This is a genomic window from Nocardia flavorosea NBRC 108225, assembly GCF_001613385.1.
Taxonomy (GTDB): Bacteria; Actinomycetota; Actinomycetes; order Mycobacteriales; family Mycobacteriaceae; genus Nocardia; species Nocardia flavorosea.
The window spans coordinates 119,474-144,105 of sequence record NZ_BDCG01000014.1 but is presented as its reverse complement, the minus strand read 5'-3'; the positions used below and the strand labels follow the sequence as shown (position 1 = coordinate 144,105).

Below are 24,632 nucleotides of genomic sequence, written 5' to 3'. Positions count from 1 at the left end.
AGTGCGGATTTATTCTCCGAACCGGAGCGTTGAATGACGAATTATATTTGGTTCGACGAAAACAACGAAAAGCATTCGGAATCTGAACCGCCCAGCTCTGGTTACTATTATGAAGTTGACGATGATTACAACTTCACTCTGTATCAAGCGGGCGAAGGTGACGCCACCCGGGTCGAGGACTACGAGACCTTCAACCTGTTCGACCCGGATGATCAGAATCCGAGGATGCTGACCAACGATGGTCGTGCATTCGACGCTCGCTATCAGTGGGACATAAAAGACAATATCTATGACGGCAACGACAGGGACGGCAAGGTTGATACCTGGGCCGAAGTCGAAGCTGCCGCGGAAGAGGCGGGGTACGACGACCCGGGAAGGGCGGTCGAGGGAACTCATATCCAGGTCGACGAATCGAAACCCGATTACCGGGAGTCGAGGGAGCGAGGCGGTGCCGGGGCCAACGAGCTGCTTCCCGGGGAAAGGCTGACGACAGACGAGTCTCAGGGGATCAGTTCGCTGACGAGCCTGGAAAACGGCTACACCCTGTCGCTCGACGAACATGACCGGCTTATCCTCCGTGATTCCGAAGGAAATGAGCTGTGGGGTGTTTCCGGCGCGAAGGTGGCGGAATACCTTTCCGATGGCGAGAATTATATAACTGTCCGAGACGACGGTTCCATTGTCATTCTGGATGCCGACGGTGAGCTCGTGAAGACTATCCGGGAGAAGGATGATTCCGCCCACGCGGAATTGGTTCTGCTCTACTTGCCGGAATATCAGGACAAAGAAGAAACTCTCCACCCGATGATCGACTTCACTCAGGACGTTCTGCAGTATCAGGTCGATTGTTTCGCTCGCGGTGATGCAGATCTGGCCGAGGATGTGCGCGAGTGGTTGAAAAACGAGAACCTCTTCGAAGAAGGCAATGTATCGGAGTTCGTCGATCAGTACGAGGCACACCTGAACGACGAGTCGGCGATCAAGGATAAATTCTGGCGTCACGACGAGCGAATCGAAGAAATTGCCATAGACACGGACGCCGTCAACACCGAATCCTTGAACAAGATAATGGAGAAAATCGAGGATCTCGACGATGAACTTCGTGCGATCGGGGAAGAGCACCTGACCACGGAGGAAACAGTAGTACAGCCGGGGGTGGCTGGGGAAACGCAAGTTATCGAGAACCAGTACCTCAAGCGCTCGGTGGTGGAAGCGCTGTTCGGCAGTATGGAAGAGACGATCTCGGAGGTCATGACCCTTGTCCTCGATGCCGTGGACAAGAATACCGAGAACGAAGAGGAGACCGACAACAACTCCACCGACTACCAGAGTGCCTATGACGACGGCTATCAGGCCGGCCTGGCAGCTGCCGGTCAGAACACCGATACCGGAACCGGTACGAATACCGATACGGGCACGGGTAATGAACTCGACGACGCCGTCACGGATTTCAGCGATACCTACGAAGACCTTCTGGGGCCGGAAGACTCGGGATCCGGGGAGACCGGCGCGGAGGGTTCCGAAACCGACGAGGGGCCGCGTTCGCCGATAGAGCAGTTGCTGCAGCCGATTCGTGAGGCGATCATGTCCGGTTCCGGGTCCGGCGGGGGTGGCGCGGCTCAGCAGGCAGCCGGTGGTGGCGACATGATGAGCATGATGATGCCGATGATGATGATGAGCATGATGTCGCAGATGATGCAGCAGTCCATGCAAAAGCGGCAGGAGGATGCCGAGCGGGCCGAGCGTGAGCGTGAGCGTGAGCGTGAGGACCGCGACCGTGAGCGCGACGACGCACCCCAGTCGGCCCAGGCGCCAGGTCCCGCGGCCGCCCCGCCGACGGCGGCGCCGGCGCCCGGAACTGCGGAAGCGCCCGCGCCGCAGGACGCTCCACCTCCTGCGGCCTCGATGACTCAGAAGTCCATGGTGGATATGAAACTGCCGAATGGAACGAGTCAACGCGTATCTTCGGTTGTCGCCGACGCGGTGAACCGTGAGTTGAACAATCCGAACGGTAGTGACGCGCGTGCCGCCTATCAGGGCACCCCGGGCGAGGCGAGCGCCGGTAGTCCGTGGGTGTCTGTGGAGAGCGCGTCCGTGGCGACCGGGGATGTCGCGCAATGGGACAACCGGTCAGCGCTGGTGGTGGTCGGTGACGCCGGCCTGCAGGTCATCGTGAACGGCGAACTGGTGCCGCTGGATCCACACAACCCGCCGGATGGTGGTCAAGGTGGATATGGGGGATTCCGGGGCTTCTTCCACCCGAGCGGAGCCGATGTCAATGAGGTGAACGATATGGCGACCGCTGGTGCCGCGTCTCCGCCCCCGGTCGCAACGACTCAGCAGACCGCCCCCGCGGCGCCTCCCGCCGTGACTCCGCCCGCCACCATGGAAGTCCGCTGATGTGACGAGAAGTAGGTTGGGTCTGCCATCGAGTTGTGTCTGTAGTCGACGATTCGTGCCGGGCTCAGTGACCGGGGCGGACGACGAAGTCGCCGTTTCGAACCCGCCTCCCGTGTCAGACTTGTGACTCCGGCCTGCCTTGAGGGGCTGTCCCCTCCGGGGGTGGCGTGGGCGCGGGTGCACCGGGCTGGTCTGCCGGCGCGGTCGTGGCGCCGGGGGGCGCGGTTGGATCGGTAGGCGCGGGCGCAGGTTCGCCGGGTGGTGTCTCCTCTTCGGCTTGCCCCTCCTCGTCCTCCTTGTCCTTCTCTTCGGGATTCAACAGTTCGGGCAGCATTTGTGCCAGAGGCATCAGCGCCATCGGCAGCATGGCTAGCATGGGCATTATGGATCCGAGCCCGCCAGCCGCCGGGGCCGCACCGTTGCCGTTCCCGCCTCCGGTCTGCGATCCGCCCGATCCGGAACCCTGCTCGCCCGAATCACCGGCCATCTGGGAACTCAAGTCGGAGACCGCGGTGACTTTCGCGGACACGACTTCTACCGCGGTCCCGACGAGGTCCATCAGTTTGGCCTCCTGCGCCGGCTTGAGGTCGGCGCTCCCCACGGAGGCGAGCACCGAGTTGACATGCTCGACGACGCCGATGATCGAGCGGAGCGTCTGATCCTGCTCGGCCGCCATCACAATGGAGGTGTCGATGACCTGATTGTCCATGGCGAGCAAGGAGGTCTGCCTGGCCTGCACGGCGGTGAGTGTTGTCTGGTAGGACTCTTCCGCTTCGCCCTTGCCCAGGGTTTCCTGGGTGACCGTGGTCAACAGATCGTCGACCTTGGGTGGTGGCTGCGGCATCCCTCGCCCGAGCAAATCCACGGCTGTCTGTATCGCGGCCTCCGACATGGAGATGTAGGACAGCAGACCGGGAGAGCCGCCAGGGGGCTCGACCAGTTCGACCGTCCAGTATCTGCCCTCGCTCCCAACGGCATCGCCCAAGCCAGTGTCCCCGGATGTGGCTTCTAGGCCCTTCTCGTCGTCCTCGGTGGCGGTCTGGTCTTCCGTGGCCGTCTCGTCGGAGGTTGTTTCCGCGTCCGTTACACCGTCGTCCGAGGTCGTATCCGTGGTGGCGGTCGATTCATCTTCGGTCGATCCATCGGTGGTCTCGATATCGTCGGTCGTATCAGTAGTGCCGACCGTCATATGCGGACACCCGCCTTCCTGAATTTCTGGTTCTCATTGTGTTCGCTTCCCCTGAATGGGAATACAGTTCGCGCGTCGGGGCACCCGTCTGGCGCATAGTCGAAACAGCCCGTGCAGGGGAGGCGGCCGGGCACGAATGGAACGGGGCCCGGGGCCGGGAGGTTGGTGGTCGGTGAAACGCGACAACAAGTTGGTCGAATGCCCACACTGACCGACGACGTGAACAGCGTACTGAGCAACCTGCTCGGATTGTACGGGGCTGGGCAGCCGTCGGAGCAGGCGATGAGGTCGGTCGCACAGTCTCTTGCGGCAGACGTCAAGATGCAGTCTGGCGGCTTCGCCACCGGATATACCAATTTGCAGAGTTCGCACAAGACGCTGCTCGAAACGCAATTCGGACGTGATGGGCTAGTGCAGCGTTCTGTCGCGGATTCGGGCAGCGGAACCCTGAACGGGCGCGGGATGCTCACGAACCAGATCGCAGATCTGCAGACCAGGATTCAGGCTATCGCCACGATCGCCGATACGCGTTTCAGTGGTCCGGCGCTTCTCGAATCCGCACACAGCACCATCACCAGTGCAGCCAGGCAGGTCAATGCCGATGTGGACGCGGCACGCCAGCAAGCGGCTCGGATCATGCCGCCGATCGCGCCGCGGGCCAGAAGTCATCGCTCCGCGCCGGTACGGCGCAGGCGCCGTCACCGGCCTCGGTATGTAGCCGGGCGAACCCGTAAGCCACGGATTCGGGTTCCGTCGGACCGTACGGCCGGAGGGCGTGCTGTGAATGCGGCTAACGCGTGGCTGGGCACGCCGTACGTGTGGGGCGGTGGCGGTGCCGGCGGTCCTTCCGGTGGTGGCTTCGACTGTTCCGGTCTGACCCAGTACGCCGTGGCGCAGGCAACCAACGGTGAGGTCGTCCTGCCGCGTACCACCTACGAGCAGATCTATGCGGGGGAACGCGTACACCCCAGTAATGCGCGTGCGGGCGATCTGGTGTTCCCCGGCAGCTCGTTCAGTTCCAGAGGGCCGGAGCACGTTCAGTTGGCGGTCGGAAACGGGATGGTGATCGAAGCGCCTTACACCGGCTCCACGGTGAAGTACTCGCAGATGTCCGGTAATTCGGTCGTTGTCCGGGTCATATGAGTCGTCCGGAATGCGTCGGAATATGTTGTTGTCCGGTTGTGGTGCTCGCGGCCGGGCTTTCGGCCGTTCGGTAGGTGGCGTCGCCGGTGTGCGTGACGCTGCGGCGGCCTCGGAAATGTCGTGCCGGTGCGTCCGGAATCTTCATTCTGTTCGTCCGGAGGGGAGGTTAGGGTGGTGGCCGGCGGTTCGCTGTTCCGCCGACCACCCTTTCTCGATCGTCAGGGATGAGGGAACTGACGATCAGAAGGAACCGTACCACGAAGTAATGTACCGTTCGATAACGTCTTAATTACGGGTTGCTGCTGAGGGAGTCGAGGGCCCGGTGTGTCGCGTACGGGCAAATCGCGGTGCGCCCCGGGTCAAATGCATCTTCCCATTGTTGGGAATCGGCTGGGGCGGTGGGTATGTGACCGGTGGCCTATCGTCATTTCAGCTCAATCTGTGGCGGCGGGAAGGAAAAGTCCGAGGTGTCAGCGGCCGAAGACGCGTTCTACACGGGTGTTCAGAGTCTTGGTTTGGTCACCGGTGGGGTGCGTAACGAGCTGAACGCTCGAGCCGCTTTCACGGCGGCCACGGATCTTGACCCGGATATGTGTGATGCCTGGCTCGGCCGGGCGATGGTGGGCGATATCAGCCCGGAAGTGATCTACGGTGCCTATCGGTCGGTGCACAACCTGTATCGCGACCAGCAGCGTGCCGGTCTGGTCGACCGGGCGCTGTGGTGCCAGGTCGAGATAGGTATGTACGGCCTGCGGGTTGCCATGGCGGACCGCGATCAGATCTCCATCGCTCAGGCGACGGCATACGCTGACGGAGGTGAGTGGCAGGAAGCCGCAGCAATCCTCGACGAGTTGCGTGGCGATGACGTCGCCGATTTTGTGCGCCTCTCCCTCTACTACCGGACCGGCCGATGGCCGGATGTCCTCGACGCCCGATCCGCCAAGCCGGTTATCGAGGATGGATTGCTGGATATCGCCGCTGAACTGATGACCGCGAGTGCGCTGGCGCACTTGGGGCGTTTCGGTGAGGCTTTACCGCGAGCTCAACGGATCGTGGAAGACAGCCGATCCGGGAACCTGTCCTATATCTGGGCCGACGCGCACTATTTGCTCGGCATGGTTTTGCGTCACATCGGCGACCACGACTCCGCGGAAAAAATCCTCAAAGGCTTACAGGGGTCCGGTCTCTGGCCCAGCCGTCCGCAATGGCGGCAAGCAGTCGAGGACAAGACTTTCCGGCTCGAAGTAACGACACCGGCGGTCATTGCGTCGCGTACCGATGTCTGGGATCCCAAATCCGGCGACGATCCGGCCGAAGTGGCCGCCAGTGCGGCCAAGGTGGAACGGGAAGCCCTTCTCGCGGAGGCATCCGATCTGCTTCAAGGTCAAATCGGTATGGACTCGGTGAAAGAGCAAGTCGATCGCCTGAAGTCAGGCGTGCTCATGGACCAGGTGCGTGCCAAGCGCGGACTGGCTGTCGACTCGAGATCGAACCACCTGATCTTCTCCGGGCCTCCGGGAACCGGTAAGACAACCATCGCCAGGGTCATCGCCAAGATCTTCGCCGGCCTGGGCGTGGTCGAAAACGCCGATGTCATCGAGGCATCGCGCAATGATCTCGTCGGAACCCACCTCGGACATACTGCTCCGAAGACGAATGCGTTGATCGATTCGGCCTTGGGCGGAGTGCTGTTCATCGACGAGGCGTACACGCTGATCCAGGAGGGGCTGTCCGGCGGCGATGCCTTTGGTAAGGAAGCCGTTGACACTCTGCTCGCCCGGATGGAGAACGACCGCGACAAGCTCGTCGTGATCATCGCGGGGTACGAGGAGGAGATCGATCGGTTCCTGAGTTCGAACGAGGGTCTGGCCTCTCGCTTCACGAAGCGGATCAGGTTCGCTAGTTATGGTCCCGATGAGCTCGTGCAGATCGCCGACCACATTGCCGGCAAGAAGGACTCCATCCTTTCCAATCAGGCCCGGGAGGTACTCCGGGATCGCTGCCTGGAGATGTCGGAGAAGAGCAAAAACGGTCGTCGCTTGATCGATCTGGCCGGCAACGGGCGGTTCGTACGCAACGTGGTCGAGGCGGCGGAGGCCGAGCGAGACTTCCGCTTCACCCGCGGGGACATCGATATCGCGTCGATGACGAACGAAGAGTTGATGACTGTCGACGCCTTCGACATCACCGCAGCGCTGGCGGGGTTGGCGTCGTCTTCGAAGTAGGTATTCGTCCTGTCGGGCCTGTGGAAGGTGTCCGGTGCAGGAAAAACTCGGCGGCGCGTCCGCGGCAGTGACCGGCATCGGCGGAAGGAATGAGGACCGGTGGCACGCTTCCGGGTAGTGACCAAACACCAGGTTTCTGGATGGCGCTTCTTACTGCATCGGATCGAGCACGCCCTCGTGCGGCGCGACGCATCGATGATCGACGATCCGCAGCGTGGCAGGTCTACGGCCCTCATGATCGGAGTGGTCTTGGCTTGTGTCGGCGTAGCCGGGGCCGCGGTATTGGCATTTTTCAAGCCCGCGAAACCGGTCGGTGATTCGCGTATTGTCGCCGATAAGGACACGGGCGCGCTGTATGTGAAGATCGATGGGCGGCTACACCCGGCACTGAATCTCACTTCTGCACGACTCATCATCGGATCCCCGGAGAATCCGCAGAAGGTGTCGAGTAGCGAGCTGGAAAAGTTCGCGCGCGGTCCGTGGGTGGGAATTCCCGGTGCGCCCGGTCAGATCGCCGATAAGGACGAGCGCGACTCCGAATGGACGGTATGCGATACGACCCGTACCGGGGCGGCCGCTCCGATAGATCCACGTACCGGGCTTCCTACTGTGGCCGATTCTGCGGTGCGCTCCACCGCGATCGGCGGCCCGCTCACCGTGGACAACGATGCGGTACGCGAACTGGGCGGTCGTGAAGCCCGGTTGATGCGAAGCGACAATACGACCTGGCTGGTGTATACCGACGTCGCACAAGGCGTGGTGAAGGCGGCGGTGAACCTCGCTGATTCACCGGTCATGCTGGCCTTGGGAATCAAGGCCTCCCACCAGGTGGTGGCCGCATCGAAGGGTTTGATCGATGCGATTCCCGAGGTCGCCCCCATTCGGGTGCCGGAGGTGCCCGAAGCCGGACGGCCGATGTCGTTGAACTCCGCGATCGAAGTGGTGGTGGGTTCGGTCGTCACGGTGGCCACACCGGACGAGCCTGCTATGTACTATCTCGTTTCGAGTTCCGGACTCGTCCGAATCAGCCGGGTGCTCGCCGCGATCATCCGGAACTCCGAACTGCACGGCGCCGTCGCGACGACCACGATCAGCCCGGCTGTTGCCGCTGCCAACCTCCGTCCCGGTGATTGGCCGGGGACCGCTACCTATCCTACGGAGCCGGTCGAGGTCGTCGACCCGGTCCGGCTGGGGGTCACCTGCTATCACTGGTCCCGCACCGGTACCGACCCCGACGCACATACCCGGCTGTTGGTCGGCCGTCAGCTACCGCTGGACAAGGAGGAGCAGAGCCGGACGGTTGATCTGGTGACCGCACCCGCCTCGGGCGGCAGGACGGCCGACTCGGCCTACCTCCCCCGTGACAGCGGGAAGTTCGTTCAGGTCACCGGTGCCGAGCCGGGTTCACCACGACGAGAATCGTTGTACTGGATTTCCGATAGCGGCGTGCGATACGGCCTGGCCGTGGTAGGCGGCCGTCAGGCCTCATCCGACCAGACGCTTCGCGCGTTGGGGCTCCGTCAACCGGTTACCGCGCCATGGAGTGTGGTTTCACTGTTCGCGGTGGGCCCCCCGCTGTCTGTGCAGGATGCGCTCATTCAGCACGACGGCATTCCGACCAACCTTCGGGGGGCCGCGGTGCAGAAGGCTACCTCATGACGGCGACCAGGAGATTTGTCCGGCCCGCGCGAGTGGTTCGAGGTCCGGCAGCTCCGGCGGTGACCGAGTTGCGCCTGCAGCCGCCGACCGAGCTGCCGCGTCCGGTGCCCATGTCGAAGATCAAGATCATCATGCCGATCATCATGGTGACCGCGATGATCGGCATGGTTGCGATGATGTTCAGCGGCGGGCGGGTGATGTCGCCGATGATGCTGTTCTTCCCGCTGATGATGGTTGTGTCGATGTTCGGCATGCTCGGGGGGAGCATGGGGGGAGGTGGTAATGCGAACAGCACATCGGCCGGGTTGAACGAAGAACGCAAAGACTACTTGCGTAGCATTACCGACAATCGCAAGACCGTGCACGAATCCGAAGCCGAGTTGCACGATTACCTCAGCTACACGCATCCAGGCCCGATCGGGCTCAGCCGCCTCGTCGGCGGGAAAAGGATGTGGGAAGTTCAGGTTGCCAGCCCGCAGTATCTTCGGGTCCGCGTAGGGCGTGGGCGGATCGCGAACCAGGTCCGGGTGATCGTCCCCGAAGCGGCGCCCACTTCGGATCTGGACCCGGTCGGCGTGGTCGAACTGATGCGCTTCGCAAAAGCGTATTCCACCGTCGGCGGAATGCCGGTGGCCATCAACTTGCTGTCGACCCCACTGGTCGGGATCGATGGGGACCCGGAGCGGGTAGCCGGTTTGGTCCGTTCTATGATCGCCGAAATCACGGTTCTGCACGGACCGGATCAAGTCGGCGTCGCCGCAGTGCTCATGGATCCGGACGCGCCTCATTGGTCATGGTTGAAGTGGCTGCCGCACACTCAGCATCCGGATGAAACCGATGCGATCGGCAGCAGCCGGATGATCTATCGAAGCGTCGCAGAGCTCCGTACGAAGGCACTCGCCAGGCTGAACCGCGGACCTTTCTCCGCCAATGCCGAGCCATCACTGGACAAGAAGCACTATGTTCTGATCGTCGATGTGGGGGGCACCGCAACCGAGCGTGATATTTCGGGAATCGATGGCTGTACCTGGCTCCGCCTCGGCTACATGGAACAGATGTTGCCGCGATCGCTGAAGTTCGTGCTCACCGAGGACCGCACACTCAATGAGATCACCTCCCGCGGCGAGCGGTTGGTCGGAACCGCCGACAGTATGTCGACCGCCGCGATGACGGCATTGGCGCGGAGTTTGTCGCCGTATCGACTGTCGACGGTTGTCGAAGCCGTTGCCGCGGAACAGGCCAGCGTGGGTACCTCCTGGGAGGAGATGGTCGATATCCAGGACCCGGGTAGGGTCCGGGTGGACCTCCAGTGGCCGCCGCGTCGTGATGCCGACCGCAATCGATTGAATATTCCGTTCGGGCACGATCCGACCGGCCAGCCGGTCCATCTCGATATCAAGGAATCCGCCGAAGAGGGTATGGGCCCGCACGGTATGTGCATCGGTGCCACCGGCTCGGGGAAGTCCGAGTTCCTGCGCACTCTGGTGTTGTCCGCCATTGCCGAGCATTCACCCGATGTGCTGAATCTACTGCTGGTCGACTTCAAGGGTGGCGCGACCTTCCTCGGTTTCGACCGGCTGTCCCATGTCACCGCGGTGGTGACGAACATGGAGGAAGAAGCAGACCTGGTCACCCGTATGGAAGACGTGATCAACGGTGAGATGGCGCGGCGTCAGCGAATCCTGCGTGACGCCGGAAATTTCGCGAGTGTCGCCGACTACGAACGGGCGCGGGAACAGGGAGCACAACTCGACCCGTTGCCGACCCTGCTGATCATTCTCGACGAGTTCGCCGAACTGCTGGAACAGCATCCGAGCTTCGCGAAGCTGTTCGTCGCCATCGGGCGATTGGGCCGTTCGCTACGTATCCATCTGCTGCTGTCCTCTCAGAAGGTGCCCGCGAACCGGATGGGCGAGCTCGAGGCGCATCTTTCCTATCGGATCGCCCTGCGTACCAACCAGACCAGCGACTCCCGCGATGCCATCGGCACCGCGGATGCCTACCACCTGCCGAAGAAGCCGGGGTCGGGTTACCTCAGGGTGGGTGCCGGTGATCTGCAGCGGTTCCAGGCCGCATACGTGGGCGGTCCCTACGCGCCGCCGGCACAGACATCGGCGGTCAGTGCACATCGTGCTCGCCGGCTCGGTGGTGGATATCGTCCGCCGCAGCGATTCACCGCGGCCTACATTCCCGATATCCGGCCGACGCAGATGGTCGCCGAACCGCCCCGGCCGGCGGAGATCGAGGGGGACGCCGAGGGCGAGCCGATCACGGTCATGGAGACGGTGCTCCAGCAGTTCGCGCGACATGGGCGGCCTGCCCACAAAATGTGGCTGCCGCCGCTCGGGGTCCCGGCGACCATCGAACGGTTGGTTCCTGCTGTAGAACCCGGAACCCTGCGCATGCCGTGGGCTATCGTCGACAAGCCCCGGCAGCAGCGCCAGGATGTCTGGGCGGTCGACCTTTCGGCTGCCGGCGGACATGTGGCGGTGGTGGGGGGTCCCCAGTCAGGCAAGTCTACAGCGCTGCAGACCTTGATCCTTTCGGCTGCGCTCACCCATACGCCCGAGCAGGTTCAGTTCTATTGTCTCGATTTCTCAGGCGGACTCTCGGGATTGCGCAATCTACCCCACGTCGGCTCTGTGTCCTCGGCTCGGGACATCGACCGAATTCGGCGTACCTTCGCGCTCATCAACAACCTGATCGCCAGCCGTCAGGCAGTATTCGGTGAGCTGGGTATCGACAGTATGCGGGAATTCCGGCGGCGCCGGGGGGTGCCGGTAGAATCTGCCCAGCTCAGCGCCTATGGCGACCAACATGGCGACGTATTTCTGGTCGTCGATGGCTGGGATATCGGCTTTTCGGTCAATGGGCCTTTCTATGACGAGTACCTATCGCTTGTGGAAGCGATAGCGCTGCAGGGGCTGAACTACGGTGTGCACCTCGTGGTGAGCAGTTCGCGCTGGGCTGCGATACGACCGGCGATCAAGGACCTCCTACAGACACGCATCGAGATGCGTCTCGGTGATCTCACCGATACTTCGTTCACCGGTCACCGCAACGTGATCGCTGCGATTCCGCAGGACAAGCCCGGACGCTGCGTTTCCAGTGAAGCCCTACACATGCTTACGGCGTTGCCACGCACCGACGGGATCGGCGACGCCGAAACCGTCGCTGCCGGAATGGCGGCGGCGGTCGAGCAGGTAAGTCGTCGTTACGAGGGACGGCGTGCGCCCGAGGTGCGTTTGCTGGCAAACCGGATCGCGCTTGCGGAAGTGACTGCTCATCTTCCTGCGCCGACAACATTGGCCGAACGCCTGGCGGTGCCCTTCGGGGTCCGGGAATCTGACCTGGGGCCCGCGGTGATGGACTTCGACGTCTCCGCGCACATGATCGTTCTGGGCTCCTCGGGGTGTGGCAAGAGCACGGTTCTCGAGGCTCTGCTCCATTCTATTCAGCACCGGTTTACACCTGAGCAGGCAAAAGTCCTGTTGATCGACTACCGTCGCCGGCACCTCGATACCGCGCGTGAGGAGTACATGATCGGGTATCTCACCAGTGATCGAGACCTTCGGGACAACATACCGGGATTCGCTGCTAAGATGGCCGGCCGGCGGCCGCCGGACGGAGTGACCGCTCAGCAACTGAAGGAGCGGTCCTGGTGGAGTGGCCCGGAGATCTTTGTCTTCGTCGACGATTACCACATGGTGGCCCAGCGCGGTCAGCTCAATCCGCTTGAGCCGCTCCGCGACATCATCGTCGATGCCCGAGATACCGGCTTCCATCTGATTGCGGCCCGCAATATCGCCCAGGCCGATACCGCTATGTACGACCCGGTGCTCGGGCAGATGAAGAACATCAACTCGTCGGGCTTGATCATGGACGGGACAAAGTTCGACGGGATGCTCATCGGAGATGTGAAGCCCACCAAGCAGCCCACCGGCCGCGGCATCTTCGTCGAGCCGCTGCACTCCAGAAAGGATCTGGTACAGACGGCCACGGTTTCACAGTGAGTGCCGCGGAACGGCACTGTGGTGCGGGATCCCAAAGCTGGGAATAGCTTAGCGTTTTAGTGAACCACCTGGTTGCCGGGTAGGCATCTGATGATTGGAGACATCAATGGTGTCATTGGCCATTACCCCAGAGAACCTGCCGGTCATCGCTGCCAAGCTGGGGGTGGCGGAATCCACCCTCTCTGCTGTGGTATCGGCTTCTCAGACCGCGTCACTGCCACTACCACCGGCGATCGACGATGTGAGCACGAGTATGGCGAAGGAATTCTGCGATTATCAGCCGACTTTCTACACCCCCACCACAGAAGCCGTGAGTCGCTGGCAACAGGGCTCCGAGGTACTGGTCCCGGTGAGTATCGACTACGAGACCACCGATACCGGTAATGGTGCGGCGGTCGGTTGCCAAGTGCATCGATTCGGTGACTAGCCAACTGGAGTTGCGCCATGCCGATGTTGACAGGTGACTACTACGCGCTCCCTCCGGAGGTCAATTCGGCTCGCCTGACCTTCGGTCCGGGGTCTGCCCATCTACTGACAACCTCCGCGGCATACTCCGGAATGGCCGAAGCGCTGAACCTGGCCGCAGACGGCTCCGACGGGTCGACCAACGACCTCGCGGTGTCCTGGAATGGTTCCTCTTCGGACCTGGCGCAGGCGGCTTTTCGTCGGCACGCATCCTGGCTGCGCGAGCAGGCGGAAATTGCCATGAACGTGGCCAGGCTCGCGGACGGAGGGGCCGCCGCATACGATGCGGCCTTCAAGGCGATGCCCCCGCTAGGATTGATAACGGCGAATCGGGCGCACGCCATCGAACTTGCGGCTGAATACGCGGTAACCAGTTCGTCGGGGCTGGGGGTGTTCACGGCGGCGAAAATTGCCGTCAACGAGACCTTGTATTTGGGCATGTGGATACAGGCGGCCTCGACAATGGTGGCCTATGATGCCGCGGCGACGACCGTTACCACGGCTCTGGGTGCTCTGCGACCACTGCCTCCACCGCCGATCACCGAGAGTGGTAGTGGGGATTCGCCTACGGATATCCCCACCGATCCGGGATCGGGCCCACCGCCGGGCGGAGGGACGGATGGGCCTGCCATCGGTGGAACGGACGGGCCGGGGGGGCAGCCCACGGATCTCACGCAATCGCCGACCGAGTCGCCGACCGATCTGGTACAGCAGAATCCGTCGGCCGATCAAGCGATATCACAGGTCGAACAGGCCATGTCGTCGATGAACGATTCGCTGGCCGACCCCGGCCTCGGTGATGCGCACAGTGGCGCCTTGGAGCAACACGGTTTCTACGGCACCTCCCCGTACTCGTCCACCCTGTCCGGGTTGACCGGCGGTATGGGCAGCATGGTCGCGGTGGGCATGATGCGTGGCGGGCTCGGAAGCATGTCGGGTGCTTCGACAGGTTTCCGTCTGCCGGCCAATTGGTCTCCCGCAGCCGGTCGCGCGTTCGGTGCCGGCACCGGCACCCCTCCCGTCTCGGCCGGAAATGCTGCGCCTCGACGTGGTGTGAGTGCTCCCGGCTCGCGGATGCGACGGCGACGCAAGGACGACGAGAAGGAGCCGGCCAAGGTCTTCGTGCCCGGCGAGCAGCACGACGTCCCGGTGTTGGAACGCCCGCCGGAAATTGGCGTCATTCGGTATACGGAAGACATCGACGAACGGCAGGACGAAATGGCTTCGGATGCGCTCCTGGTCGGCGTACTGGAACGTTTCGACATCGCGGATGCCGAGACCCGAGAACGTCTTCGGCGAGATACGTCGAACTGACGATGAATCGAATCGAGAGAGGATCCGATCATGGCAACCGCATATTTTGGTGACCCGGCAGATGTCATCGCCGCTGCCACCGAGGGCTACGGTCTACACGGCGAGCTCGAAGGGTACCTGAGTTCCTGGATGGGGTTGAAGGACGACTACCAGGCTGCCGTAAACGGCAATGAAACCGGCAAGCAGATTCAGCTCACCATGCAGGCTGCATACGACTCAGGCAAAAGGCTCGCCGGGACCATGCAGCAGATTCTGGACACGCTGAAGGAGACCGGCGTGAAGGTCGACGGGATGGACCTCGAGATGGCCGCTCAGATCAAGTTCGACGATGCTATTGCGGCCAACGATCTGGGTAGCAATACCCAGTCGTTGGGTACCAACGGCAAACTCGACCTCAACGCGTTCTGACGCCGAAACACTTGATCGAGAAAGGATCGGACAAATGCTGTTCAACTATGCCGGAGTCGATTCCACATCGCTGAATGTTGCCTCGCTGTGCGGTGGTATGGAAGAGAATTGCGGCCGACTGGATGGAATCGTCAGGAAGCTGAACGAGGTCCTCGGCGGTGACGCCGCCGAGGTCGCCCATCCGTTGATGCGTCAGTTCGTCAGCGACCTGACCAACTATCGGTCGAACCTGGTCGCTGTGCGGGAGCAGATCGACAAGACCACGGGCAGCGAGGGCTTCATGAAGGAGACCGACTCGGCACAGGGTGCACGTTTCCTGGCGATCAGTTAACAGTACGCTCTACTGTTACCGAGGTGATCATCGTGCAGGTTTGCCGTTCCGGAAGGTTCCATGTTCGGTGACCACGCGGAGACGGGACCCGTTTCCGTTGATCTGAACGTCGATGCCGCGCTGGCGCTTCAGCGTATGGCCGGCATCGACTCCTACCCGTCTGTCCTCGCCGTTCTTCCGAATATATACAAGATCGAGGACCGCGACCGCGTGCACGCGGTTGTCATCGAGCAGCTCGCCGCGGCGGGCGTGGTCGACGGCGACCGTGTGCATCCGCTCGTGGAGGACTGGCTGAACTGCCTGTACCGCCCGGATTCGGAGTTGGAAATGCGAATTCTGGACAACGGTGCAGGAGACCATGAGGCAACAATGCTTCGGATGTCGTTGGCTCGCCGCGGAATGGATCACGTACTCGCCGTCCGCTGTGACGATCACATTGTGATTCAGCCGGTGTTCGCCAAAGGAGCCGACCACGGTGTGTTGTCGGCCGCTGTGAAGGCCGCGCTGGGCGAGTATCCGATCCTGGATATCGATCCGTTCACTGCCGACGCCGCAGCGCTTGCCGAAGTGCCTGCCGATCCGGAAACCAGCCGGACGGTACTACGCGAGCTCGGAGCTTCACCGCGTACTGCGAGCGCACTGACTCGCGCTCTGGGCGAGGTGGTACGAAGGGCGGAACTCGTCATGACCGAACACCGTGACGGTGGGGCCGGTTCGATTGTTTCGAAGGCGTCCGTGGGTGTGCTGGATACGTTTTCCGGTAGATTTGTGGTCACCCCCAGTGCCGCCATGGACGGCGAGATCTGGTCGACCTTTCAGCCCGGCGACGATGCCGCCATCAAGGCCGGTATCGACGCACTGATCGAATTGCTGCCGAGCCGGAGCTGGTTCGAAACGTCCCGTACCCTGTGACGTCCCTGTGCTCGACGAGAGGACGACGATTATGAACCGAGCATCGACAACGAACGGTCATCCGGCCGCGTCGGCGTTGGCACAGGGGGGATATGACGCTTACTTCGCACAGGTCGACCAGACCGCGGACACCACTGCGGCCGCCGCGGCGGTCACCCCCGGTACGGTTGAGCCAGGTCGGCCGGAGCCTTCGGTAGCCGGTGCGCCGGCGGTAGCACCGTCACCGTCGGTACGAGGTGGTCAGACTGTGCCAGGAGGTCCAGCAGGGGCCGCCACGAGCGAAGGGCAATCTGCTCCCTCGGCACCGCTCGAGACCGGAGGGCAAGTTGCCGCGCAACCGGTGGTCGGGCCAGCTCCGGAAAGCGGTCCGCCCGCGGTCGCAAACGATATTGCGGCTCCGCCCGCCCCTGGGGCGATTGCTCAATCCCCGGACGATGGGAGGCCGAGGCGAACCTCCGCACCACCGATGCGCGAATCTGTCGCGCAATGGCAAGAAGGGGCGTCGTCGGCTGCGAGTTCCAATGCCGCTCAGTCGCAGTCGACGCTGTCGGCACCTCCGGGCAATCCGGATTCGCCGATACCCCGCTATTCGACGCCGGGGGCGCCGAATATGGCACACAGTGATCCCGGACGAGTGCTCGAGCGGGTCCGGCCCGCCTACGACAATCGATCGGCAGTTCTGCCGCCCGCGCTGGCTTCTCCGGAGTTGCTGGCCGAGATCGCTGCCGTACGCCAAGCACATTTGCGTTCCACCGCGGGAGTGCGGGGCGCCTTGAACAAGGTCGGCTTCAGCTTCGGCTTATCGCCCGCCGAACAACGCGCCGAGGATCGGCGTAATCGAATCCGTCGGGCGTTGACAACGCCGTACCAGATCGCGGTGGTGAGTGTGAAAGGGGGCGTCGGCCGCACGACCACGGCTGCGGCACTCGGCTCCACGTTCGCGAAGTTGAGACCGGATCGGGTGGCTGCCGTAGACGCCAACCCTGACTTCGGTGATCTGGCCACCCGCACCGTACGCCATCCCTACGGGCTGACGCTGCGGGACCTGGCCACCGCCTCGCATCCCTTGGACTCGTTCTCGTCCGTCCATGCATATACGGCGGTCAATGCGGCAGACCTGGCGGTTATTGCCTCGCCATGGAACAGTGATGCCTCCGAAGCCTTATCCGGTACCGAATATGCCACTGGAGTAGAGACTCTGCGTAGGCATTACAATTTGCTGCTTGTAGATTGTGGTACTGGCGTTCTGGATTCGGTGACCGATATGGTGCTGCGCTCCAGCGACGCGGTCCTCGTGGTTACCCCGGCGACGGTAGGTGGGGTAACCGGAGCGGTCGCAACGCTGAATTGGCTGAGTTCACATGGTTTCGACCATCTTATTGCCGCCTCCATGGTGGCGATCGTTCACCATCAACCGGTGAAACCGACGGTCGACGTGGAAGCGATAGAGAAGCTGTTCGCCAGTGCACAGCGGCCCACCCGCCGGATACCCTTCGACGCACACTTGGCGGAGGGCGGGGAAGTCGATTTGAGACTGCTAGATAAAGAGACCGCATTGGCATTCGAGGAGTTGGCCGCCGGGCTTGCCGACGATTTCCCCGGCTACGACGTAGGCCCCGCGGGTTTCGGAGGACGGGCGTGACGACAGTCCAGTCCGCACCATCGGTGGCGGGCGGCGGTGGAGGTGGGGCGCTGGCGGAAGTCGCCCGTGCCCGGATCGCCGTGATGGTGGCGACCTACCAAGTGGATGTGGTCGTCCCCACCAAATTCACCGTCGAGACATTTATCGACGACCTCGTGAGTGTTCTGGCTGCGGCAATCGATGACGAAAAGGTCGATTTCACGCCACCGAACGGCCAGTGGAGCTTGGCGCGCCCGGGCGAACAGCCGATTCCACGTTGGCGCAGCCTCGAGGATCACGATGTCGTCGATGGTACCGCGCTCATGTTGGCTACGGTGGAGTCGGCCGAGGTCTTCACCCCGGTTGTGGAGGACATCACCGACGCGCTCGCGTTGATCAACGATCAAGAGTTCGCAGAGTTCGACAGCGACAGTGCAGCGCTTACCGGGCTTGGGGTACTGGGGATCGGCTCGTTCGCGGTGGCCGCGTTGCTCTCGTGGATGTGGTCGCAATCGGGTTCGGCTCTGTGGTGCGGTATTCTCGCACTGCTGCTGGGCATCGCCTGCTGGGTAAGCGGTTACGTCGCCCGCAACCGCGGTGCTGCGGAGCGGATCTCGCTGGGATTTGCCCTGGGTTCCGTACCACTGTTGTTTGCCGGCAGCGCCATGTTCGTGCCACCCGCTCACGGTGAGCCGGGACCGTTTGCGCCCGCCAACATCGCAGCGGGAGCGGTGGTCGTTGCGGTTGCCATGGCCGCCATGTTGCGGGCAACCGGAACCGGAGTAGCCACGCTGATGGCCGTTACCGGATTGGGGATCGTTTCGACCGCGGCGGCAGTACCGCTGACATATACCGATCTCCTGCCCCGGCAGGTTGCCGGTGGATCCGTCTTCGTCGGACTGATCCTGTTGACCCAGGCGCCGCGGATATCGGTTGCCATCGCCCGGATCCGTCCGCCGGATCTGCCTGATCCGGGAAGTGAGGTCTCGCCCACGACACTGACCGATATCTTCGATGCTGCATCAACTCCGGAGAGCGATCTCGACGCCGAGCAGTCTGCGGACGCCGAGCAGCAACGGCAGCGGACCGAAGCGGGAATCGAAAGCCGGGCGCGGTTGGCGGTGACAAGCCTCAGAGGTTTGATCATCGCGATCTCGGCTCTGCTGGCGGTGGCTACGATAACTTCCGCCGCTGTGAGTCCTGGTGGAATCAGGGAGATCGTCATGGGCGTGGCTGTGGCGGGACTGCTGGCCATGCGATCACGGTGGTATCCGGATCGGGTACAAGCCATAGCGTTGGTGACGGGCTCGGCGATGATCGTCTTGGGGCTCGCCGCCGTGCTTGTCGGTCACTATGGGACACCGCTTCCGAGGTTGATCGTCATCGCCGTTGTGGCACTGGCAGCGGCTGGTGCCTGTATTGCCGCGTTGCGTCTGCCCGGGAAGCGGTTGACACCGGTGACCCGCAGAGTGATCGACTTGATCGAGTACCTCTTGATTCTCGTGGTGCCGGTCATCGCGTTCTGGATTATGGGCGTCTATACCGCCATGCGAGGGATCTGATGAGATTCGGCAGGGCCGTTACCACAGCCCTGGCAGGCTTGGTGGTATGTATCAGCGCGGCCCCGGCGACGGCTCTCGAGCCTCCAGAGGTAATCATCGGAGCGCCCCCGCCCGACGGGCCACCCGCCCCTGAGCAACCCACCGAACAAGATAAGGGGTGTCTCGCCGCAGGTGTCCTGCCGGACAGCGATATCTCCAGGGTGCCGCCACCGGACCTGGCGCTCGGTTTGTCCCGCGCGCGGGCGCTCAGCCGTGGGGCCGGGACAACGGTCGCCGTCCTGGATACCGGTGTCGCGCCGAACCCTCGATTGCCCAATCTGGTGGGAGGCGGCGACTATGTCGCAGCCGGCGACGGGCTGTCGGATTGTGACGCGCACGGAACTCTGATCGCCGGGATCATCGGAGCAGCTGCCGACCCGGCCGACGGGTTCAGTGGCGTCGCGCCCGAAGCGCGCATTATCTCGATCAGATACCGGTCGGGGGCGTTCCGTCCGGAACGTCGTTCTCCGGATCAGCGCGAACGGCTGGCATCCCAGATCAGGGTGCTGGCGCAGGCGATCACCCATGCGACCAATCTGGGTGCCGGTATTATTGTCGTCCCGGTTCCTGTCTGCCTGCCAGCCGAGGCAGGGATCGACCAGACAATGCTGTCGGCTGCAGTCGGATACGCTGTCCATGTCCGAGGCTCGTTGATCGTTGCCGGCGCCGGCAACACCGGTAGCGAGGGCTGTCAGCAGAATCCCGCGATCGATCCCGGTCGGCCCGGTGACCCTCGGAACTGGCGTGACGTGAAAACCATTTCCGCGCCCGGGTGGTTCAGTCCTGCGGTGCTCACCGTCGGATTCACCACCGCCTCGGGGGCGGTCGCCGACGAAACCTTGACCGGTCCGTGGGTCTCGGTGGCTGCGCCCGGCACCGGAATCGAATCGCTGGGCCCGGGTGGCGGCGGACTCATCAACGGTGTCGGCACCCCGGATCGGTTGGTACCGGTAGGTGGAGCGTCGTTTGCGGCCGCGTACGTCGCGGGTACTGCAGCGCTGTTGCGGTCTCGCTTTCCCAACGAGACACCTGCAGAGATTACTGCCCGTTTGCAGGCCAGTGCGCACGCTCCCGCCCGGGGCGTCGACAATGCCGTGGGAGCAGGCGTGATCGATCCGTTGCGGGCATTGAGTTATCGGACCCCGCCCGAGCCGCCCGAGGGATTGTTCCAGGCGTATGTGCTGGAACTACCGCCGCCGGATCGTCCCGCAGACCGGACGCCGGGGACAGTGGCCGCCATTGTGATCGTGGTGGCGGTACTGCTCGGTGCGGGAGCCGCGTACCGGGGCGGTACGAAGCGAGGGGCGCGGTGAATGTGCCCGATCAGCGGGTCGCCGGAGTGGAGCGTGGCCCCTTCGCCTGTGCCGTGGTCGGAGGCAGCGTCGTGGGAGTCGGGCTGACTCCGCAGGCGCCGCTGTGGGTGGGCGCGGTGGTCTTCGGATTTGTGATCCTGTCGGTGACTGTGCGGATACGCGGCCGGACTCCGGTGCGCTGGGGGCTGGACTGGGTCGCTTTCCGGCGAGGCCGAACCAGACAGATATCGGCCTTGGTAGGTCTGCCGCCGATCCGTGAGGTCCGGGTACCGGCCGGGGTCTGCGGTATCCAGGAGGACGGCGACGTCATGGTCGCGATGATCCAACTGGCACCCAATCTCGACCTGCCGACGGTGATCGCCGAGCAGACCGTGTACACCGAGGACACGGTAGGGCCGGCCGCGTTGCTGCCGATGCTCGATCAGTACGGGATCGTGGTCGATATCGATATTGTCACCACCGGTCAGCGGGTGCGTTCCGCCGGAAGTTACAGCATGCTCTACGACCAGTTGATCGGCCCGAATCCCGTAGTGGGCAATCGGCTGACCTGGCTGGTGGTGCGACTGGACCAGCAGCGGAATCTGGCCGCGCTCGCCAAACGAGGCCCCTGTTCGGTGGTGGCACCGAAGGCACTCGCCACGGCCGCGCATCGCATCGCGGGCCGGTTGCGCGAACGCGGGGTGGCGGCACATGCATTACCCGCCGACGCATTGGCCGATGCGTTCGGTGCTCTGCACGCCGGTATCGAACTCGACAATATTCGGGAGGCGTGGCATTGCGTGCCGACCGCGGTGCCCGGCCGCTTCGTCACCAGTTTCGGAATCGACTGGAACCGCCTGGAGGAGGTTACACTCGACGATTGCTGGACCTGGAGCAATGGCCGCACCACGCTGGTGGTGAGCCTTTCCGGACTGCACCACGGTCCGCGGGCGGTGGTGCGTTACGTGGGACCCGCAATGGAGGACGTGTTGCCCGACTATCTGCGCCGGCTACCGGGGCAGCAGCTCGCGGCTTTCCGGGCAACGCTACCCACCGGAACCTCCGTCCGGGACCTCACCCGCGACGAACGTGCCGTGTCTTCAGCACTCGAGGAGATCGCCGGCCGCTTGTCCGTGCCGATCGGGCCGAATGGACAGATCCTGGGTGCCATCAGTGGTCAACCCCGGCACCGCCTGGCGATGCCGCTGTTCGACCCCGCTCGCTACAATCCGCGCCGCCGGTCCGTGGACGTCCACGCCGACTTGCCGGTGGCCCAGCAGATCATCCTGCGGGCGACGGTGACCGGCGCCGATATCGAGGTCCATACCAGCCGGCCGCAACGCTGGCAGCATCTGGTCAGCGCGGTCGGTGATCCTCGGTCGCTGTGGCTCGCCGGCGAATCTGGAGGTGACGAGCGCACCTCGAGCACTGACGCCACCATCGCGGTGTTTGATCAGGTTCCGGTGCAGGGCACTGCGGCACCCACGGCAGTGTCGATCAATGATCCCGGCGGCCGCCGGAGTCGTTCGGCCGACCTGGCCATCGAACAGGTTGGCGAGTCCACATTGGACGTGAGCATTCCGATGCGTACGGTGCGGGTCGACCTCATCGAACCGCGTGGGGAAACCCGCTATCTCGAATTCGTCGAACCCGGGCGGCAGGTCGCACCGCCACCTGCTTCGGCCGGCGTGACGACACCGCTTTCGCGACCTATCGGGCGTCGGGCCCAGTGATTCGGACAGGCAGGTAATGTCGTTCATTGTGACACCGGAGGATTCTCATTCGGGGGTCGACGCTGTCGAGCACCCAGGTAATGGAGACGAGCTGACTCCCCGGCGGGCGGCGGCAGCGATCTTTTCCAGTCGATTATCGGAGCTGATCGCCGAATCGGTGGTCTCCACCGAAGACGGGTCGACCCGTTCGTTGACCCTGTACTCGTTGGCCCAGCACCTGGAGCTGGCCTATCCGGACGTACCGGTATCGCAGTCGGGCCTGTATCGGCTGATACACGGTGACGCGATTCCGCGATTGGACCTGATCATCGCGCTGGCCCGGGTATTCGATGTGCCACCGGAGTATTTCGTCCGGTAGCCGCCCCGTGTTCTCGCGTCCTGTTGTGTTCTCGGGCGCGGGAATAGCGGCCCCGATGCCGTGGTGAAAGCGGCTACTATCCGGCTATGCCCGACGCGGATCCGGGAGATCTATTTCTCTGCCATCGCGGTGTGATTCTCGATGCGCTGCTGTCAGATCCGTATTTCGGCGCCTCGGAGAACGATACGGCCGAGGAGTCCGCGGCTGATGCTGTGGGCGCTGTCTCCGCGCGATCAGATGTTTCGGCGCCCCTGGTGGACGATTCTCTGTTCGTACTATCCGACTCTCCACCGCTGGAACAGCCTGCCCTCGACCGCAACGTGCTGCCGGACGACGAGCCAGTCGAAACGACGTCACCACGACGATCTTCGGTAGGCCCTTCGGCCAGTGAGCGGATAAACGCGCTGTTGAGCGGTCAGTCGCCTCGCGTCGACGACGATTTCGGTCCGGATTACGCCCAGGCAGCTGCTGATCGGATCAACAGGGAAGCCCAGGGCCGGCAGGAGGGCACGGAGCAGACGCCGGCGGCGGCTTCGGCCGCGAACGAGAAGCCCAGTCCGCAGCAGATGGTGCAGGAGGTCGCCACTCAGCTACGGAAGCCCAAGGTAGCGCTGGCGGTGGCTGCGGTGGTGGCGTTGCTGATCGTGGTGCTGCTCGTGTTCACCGGCGGGGAGAACAACGAGCAGACACGGCCGCTTGCCATCACTCCAGCACCCACGTCGGCAGCGTCGCCGCCGGTTGATGCGGCCGAGACCGGTGGCACCATCGAGGTACAATCCGCCGAATCGAAATGTCCACCCGGCAGCACCGAAGGGATGGCTGCCTTCTCGGGTGCCCCGGACAAGGCGTGGTCGTGTGTTCGGGCGTACAAGGTGGACGGGCAGGTCCTGCGGATCGACCTCGGCAAAGAATACAAAGTGGACTCGATCGGGATTGTGCCGGGCTGGGACCACGTCGGCAGTGACGGGACCGATCAATGGACGAAGTTTCGGACGGTGAGCCGGGTGTCCTACGAGTTCGACGACGGGAACGAGGAAACGGACAAGACGACGTTCACCCAGGAGACGCTCGATCAGCGTTCCTTGGTGGTTACGAAGATCGACCCCCCGGTGACCGCGAACGAGATCGTGCTCACCGTATTGAAATCCAGTGGCGAAGTATCCGCCAACACCGTCGCGATCTCTTCGATCGTCATCACCGGGCAATAGGAGGTAGCGGCGGTGGCCGGGCTGAACTGTCGATACTGCGGTCATTCAGTATCTGGAGCGGTCTGCGCGCATTGCGGCGCACCGGCGCCGGCGGACCTGGGTCCGGCCGTCGCCGCGGCGTCACCAGGCTCGGCCGGGCCGCAGGAGGAGCATGGGCGCGGTAGCGTCCCGGACCCGAAAGCGGTGGCCGCTTCCGTTATGGGGGCGATTCGGTCACGTATGGTGCCCGAGGCAGAAAGGCTTGTACTCGACAAGCATCCGGCCTGGCAATGGCGGGCGGCGGGCGCGGTGCTAGTTGCGGCTGTGTTGCTGTTGGCCTTTCTGATGATCCGGTCGTGTTCGCTGCCGGCTCCGCCTGGTGGTGGTTTCACGACTCCGGGACTGGCGGATGGCCCGGCTCCAGCGTTGCCCGGGCCGTTGGCGACCGCGGTCTGCGAGCCGCCTGATCAGGCGAACGGTGTCGAGCGGTGTGTGATCGCCGCGAGCGACCCGCTGCTGTCCGGCGGGATCACTGGGGGCGGGGAGTTGCTGTTGCGGGTGCAGGTTGTGGCTCCGGTGGAGCTAACTCAGACTGTCCGGAAGTGGCGGTCGACCGGGGGCAGTGTGGTATCCGACGGCATGGTCTTCGCGTCGATCAGCGCCTCCTCGTCGGTGCTGTACGCGGATACCGATTCGGGTCTGCGGATAGACACCGGATCGTTCGCGAACAAGGCTGCGGCACAGACGTTTCTGTCTCGTTCTGGGTTGCTGGGGTAGCAGA

18 protein-coding genes are annotated in these 24,632 nt (G+C 63.3%); 17 read left to right on the top strand and 1 reads right to left on the bottom strand.

Annotation, left to right across the window (positions count from 1 at the left end):
* Positions 1–33: 33 nt before the first annotated feature.
* A complete protein-coding gene (locus tag NFL01S_RS18305) occupies positions 34–2,400 on the top strand; it encodes a hypothetical protein (RefSeq protein WP_062976880.1) in 2,367 nt (788 codons plus the stop codon).
* 115 nt (positions 2,401–2,515) lie between these two features.
* On the opposite strand, the gene NFL01S_RS18300 is transcribed toward NFL01S_RS18305, so the two are convergent.
* Positions 2,516–3,589 carry a hypothetical protein gene (locus tag NFL01S_RS18300; protein ID WP_062976879.1) on the bottom strand — a complete coding sequence of 358 codons (1,074 nt, stop codon included), beginning with the start codon at positions 3,587–3,589 and terminating at the stop codon, positions 2,516–2,518.
* A gap of 165 nt (positions 3,590–3,754) precedes the next feature.
* On the opposite strand from NFL01S_RS18300, the gene NFL01S_RS18295 reads away from it, so the two are divergent.
* The 16 genes from NFL01S_RS18295 (at position 3,755) to NFL01S_RS35570 (ending at position 24,628) form a co-directional block, all read left to right on the top strand.
* A complete protein-coding gene (locus tag NFL01S_RS18295; protein ID WP_245670770.1) occupies positions 3,755–4,732 on the top strand; it encodes a C40 family peptidase in 978 nt (325 codons plus the stop codon).
* A gap of 413 nt (positions 4,733–5,145) precedes the next feature.
* Complete coding sequence (eccA, locus tag NFL01S_RS18290) at positions 5,146–6,957, top strand: type VII secretion AAA-ATPase EccA (RefSeq protein WP_245670769.1); 1,812 nt, start codon at positions 5,146–5,148, stop codon at positions 6,955–6,957.
* Positions 6,958–7,074: 117 nt separating this feature from the next.
* Positions 7,075–8,616 carry a type VII secretion protein EccB gene (eccB, locus tag NFL01S_RS18285; protein ID WP_245670768.1) on the top strand — a complete coding sequence of 514 codons (1,542 nt, stop codon included), beginning with the start codon at positions 7,075–7,077 and terminating at the stop codon, positions 8,614–8,616.
* Between the two features lie 59 nt (positions 8,617–8,675).
* Complete coding sequence (gene eccCa, locus NFL01S_RS18280; protein WP_063915985.1) at positions 8,676–12,629, top strand: type VII secretion protein EccCa; 3,954 nt, start codon at positions 8,676–8,678, stop codon at positions 12,627–12,629.
* Between the two features lie 115 nt (positions 12,630–12,744).
* Positions 12,745–13,056 (top strand): PE domain-containing protein, encoded by a 312-nt coding sequence (locus tag NFL01S_RS34575; RefSeq protein WP_168433950.1) that lies wholly within the window; start codon positions 12,745–12,747, stop codon positions 13,054–13,056.
* 17 nt (positions 13,057–13,073) lie between these two features.
* Positions 13,074–14,408 carry a PPE family protein gene (locus NFL01S_RS18275; RefSeq protein WP_062976871.1) on the top strand — a complete coding sequence of 445 codons (1,335 nt, stop codon included), beginning with the start codon at positions 13,074–13,076 and terminating at the stop codon, positions 14,406–14,408.
* 30 nt (positions 14,409–14,438) lie between these two features.
* The gene (locus NFL01S_RS18270) at positions 14,439–14,816 is read left to right on the top strand and encodes a hypothetical protein (protein WP_062976869.1); all 378 of its coding nucleotides are present in this window, start codon (positions 14,439–14,441) and stop codon (positions 14,814–14,816) included.
* Positions 14,817–14,850: 34 nt separating this feature from the next.
* Positions 14,851–15,147 carry a WXG100 family type VII secretion target gene (locus tag NFL01S_RS18265; protein WP_062976867.1) on the top strand — a complete coding sequence of 99 codons (297 nt, stop codon included), beginning with the start codon at positions 14,851–14,853 and terminating at the stop codon, positions 15,145–15,147.
* Between the two features lie 60 nt (positions 15,148–15,207).
* Entirely contained in the window at positions 15,208–16,059 is an 852-nt protein-coding gene (locus NFL01S_RS18260) for an ESX secretion-associated protein EspG (protein ID WP_062976865.1), read from the top strand.
* A 634-nt stretch (positions 16,060–16,693) separates the two neighbouring features.
* Positions 16,694–17,701: a MinD/ParA family ATP-binding protein gene (locus NFL01S_RS18255; protein ID WP_245670766.1), complete on the top strand. Its 1,008-nt coding sequence runs from the start codon at positions 16,694–16,696 to the stop codon at positions 17,699–17,701.
* Positions 17,698–19,242 carry a type VII secretion integral membrane protein EccD gene (gene eccD / locus NFL01S_RS18250; RefSeq protein ID WP_062976862.1) on the top strand — a complete coding sequence of 515 codons (1,545 nt, stop codon included), beginning with the start codon at positions 17,698–17,700 and terminating at the stop codon, positions 19,240–19,242. The genes NFL01S_RS18255 and eccD overlap by 4 nt, the downstream gene beginning before the upstream one ends.
* Positions 19,242–20,594: a type VII secretion-associated serine protease mycosin gene (mycP, locus tag NFL01S_RS18245; RefSeq protein WP_062976860.1), complete on the top strand. Its 1,353-nt coding sequence runs from the start codon at positions 19,242–19,244 to the stop codon at positions 20,592–20,594. The genes eccD and mycP overlap by 1 nt, the downstream gene beginning before the upstream one ends.
* Complete coding sequence (gene eccE, locus NFL01S_RS18240; RefSeq protein ID WP_062976858.1) at positions 20,591–22,306, top strand: type VII secretion protein EccE; 1,716 nt, start codon at positions 20,591–20,593, stop codon at positions 22,304–22,306. The genes mycP and eccE overlap by 4 nt, the downstream gene beginning before the upstream one ends.
* A 16-nt stretch (positions 22,307–22,322) precedes the next feature.
* Positions 22,323–22,664 carry a helix-turn-helix domain-containing protein gene (locus NFL01S_RS18235; protein ID WP_062976856.1) on the top strand — a complete coding sequence of 114 codons (342 nt, stop codon included), beginning with the start codon at positions 22,323–22,325 and terminating at the stop codon, positions 22,662–22,664.
* An 86-nt stretch (positions 22,665–22,750) separates the two neighbouring features.
* Positions 22,751–23,872 (top strand): discoidin domain-containing protein, encoded by a 1,122-nt coding sequence (locus tag NFL01S_RS18230; RefSeq protein ID WP_062976854.1) that lies wholly within the window; start codon positions 22,751–22,753, stop codon positions 23,870–23,872.
* Between the two features lie 471 nt (positions 23,873–24,343).
* Positions 24,344–24,628 carry a hypothetical protein gene (locus NFL01S_RS35570; protein WP_157116654.1) on the top strand — a complete coding sequence of 95 codons (285 nt, stop codon included), beginning with the start codon at positions 24,344–24,346 and terminating at the stop codon, positions 24,626–24,628.
* Positions 24,629–24,632 lie beyond the last annotated feature (4 nt).

What these genes read in the sequence shown, in the direction of transcription:
- NFL01S_RS18265 (WP_062976867.1), top strand. Translation starts at nt 14,851, where the DNA reads ATGCTGTTCAACTATGCCGGAGTCGATTCCACATCGCTGAATGTTGCC.
- NFL01S_RS18300 (WP_062976879.1), bottom strand. Translation starts at nt 3,589, where the DNA reads ATGACGGTCGGCACTACTGATACGACCGACGATATCGAGACCACCGAT.
- NFL01S_RS18235 (WP_062976856.1), top strand. Translation starts at nt 22,323, where the DNA reads ATGTCGTTCATTGTGACACCGGAGGATTCTCATTCGGGGGTCGACGCT.
- NFL01S_RS18260 (WP_062976865.1), top strand. Translation starts at nt 15,208, where the DNA reads ATGTTCGGTGACCACGCGGAGACGGGACCCGTTTCCGTTGATCTGAAC.
- NFL01S_RS18270 (WP_062976869.1), top strand. Translation starts at nt 14,439, where the DNA reads ATGGCAACCGCATATTTTGGTGACCCGGCAGATGTCATCGCCGCTGCC.
- mycP (WP_062976860.1), top strand. Translation starts at nt 19,242, where the DNA reads ATGAGATTCGGCAGGGCCGTTACCACAGCCCTGGCAGGCTTGGTGGTA.
- NFL01S_RS18275 (WP_062976871.1), top strand. Translation starts at nt 13,074, where the DNA reads ATGCCGATGTTGACAGGTGACTACTACGCGCTCCCTCCGGAGGTCAAT.
- NFL01S_RS18230 (WP_062976854.1), top strand. Translation starts at nt 22,751, where the DNA reads ATGCCCGACGCGGATCCGGGAGATCTATTTCTCTGCCATCGCGGTGTG.
- NFL01S_RS18305 (WP_062976880.1), top strand. Translation starts at nt 34, where the DNA reads ATGACGAATTATATTTGGTTCGACGAAAACAACGAAAAGCATTCGGAA.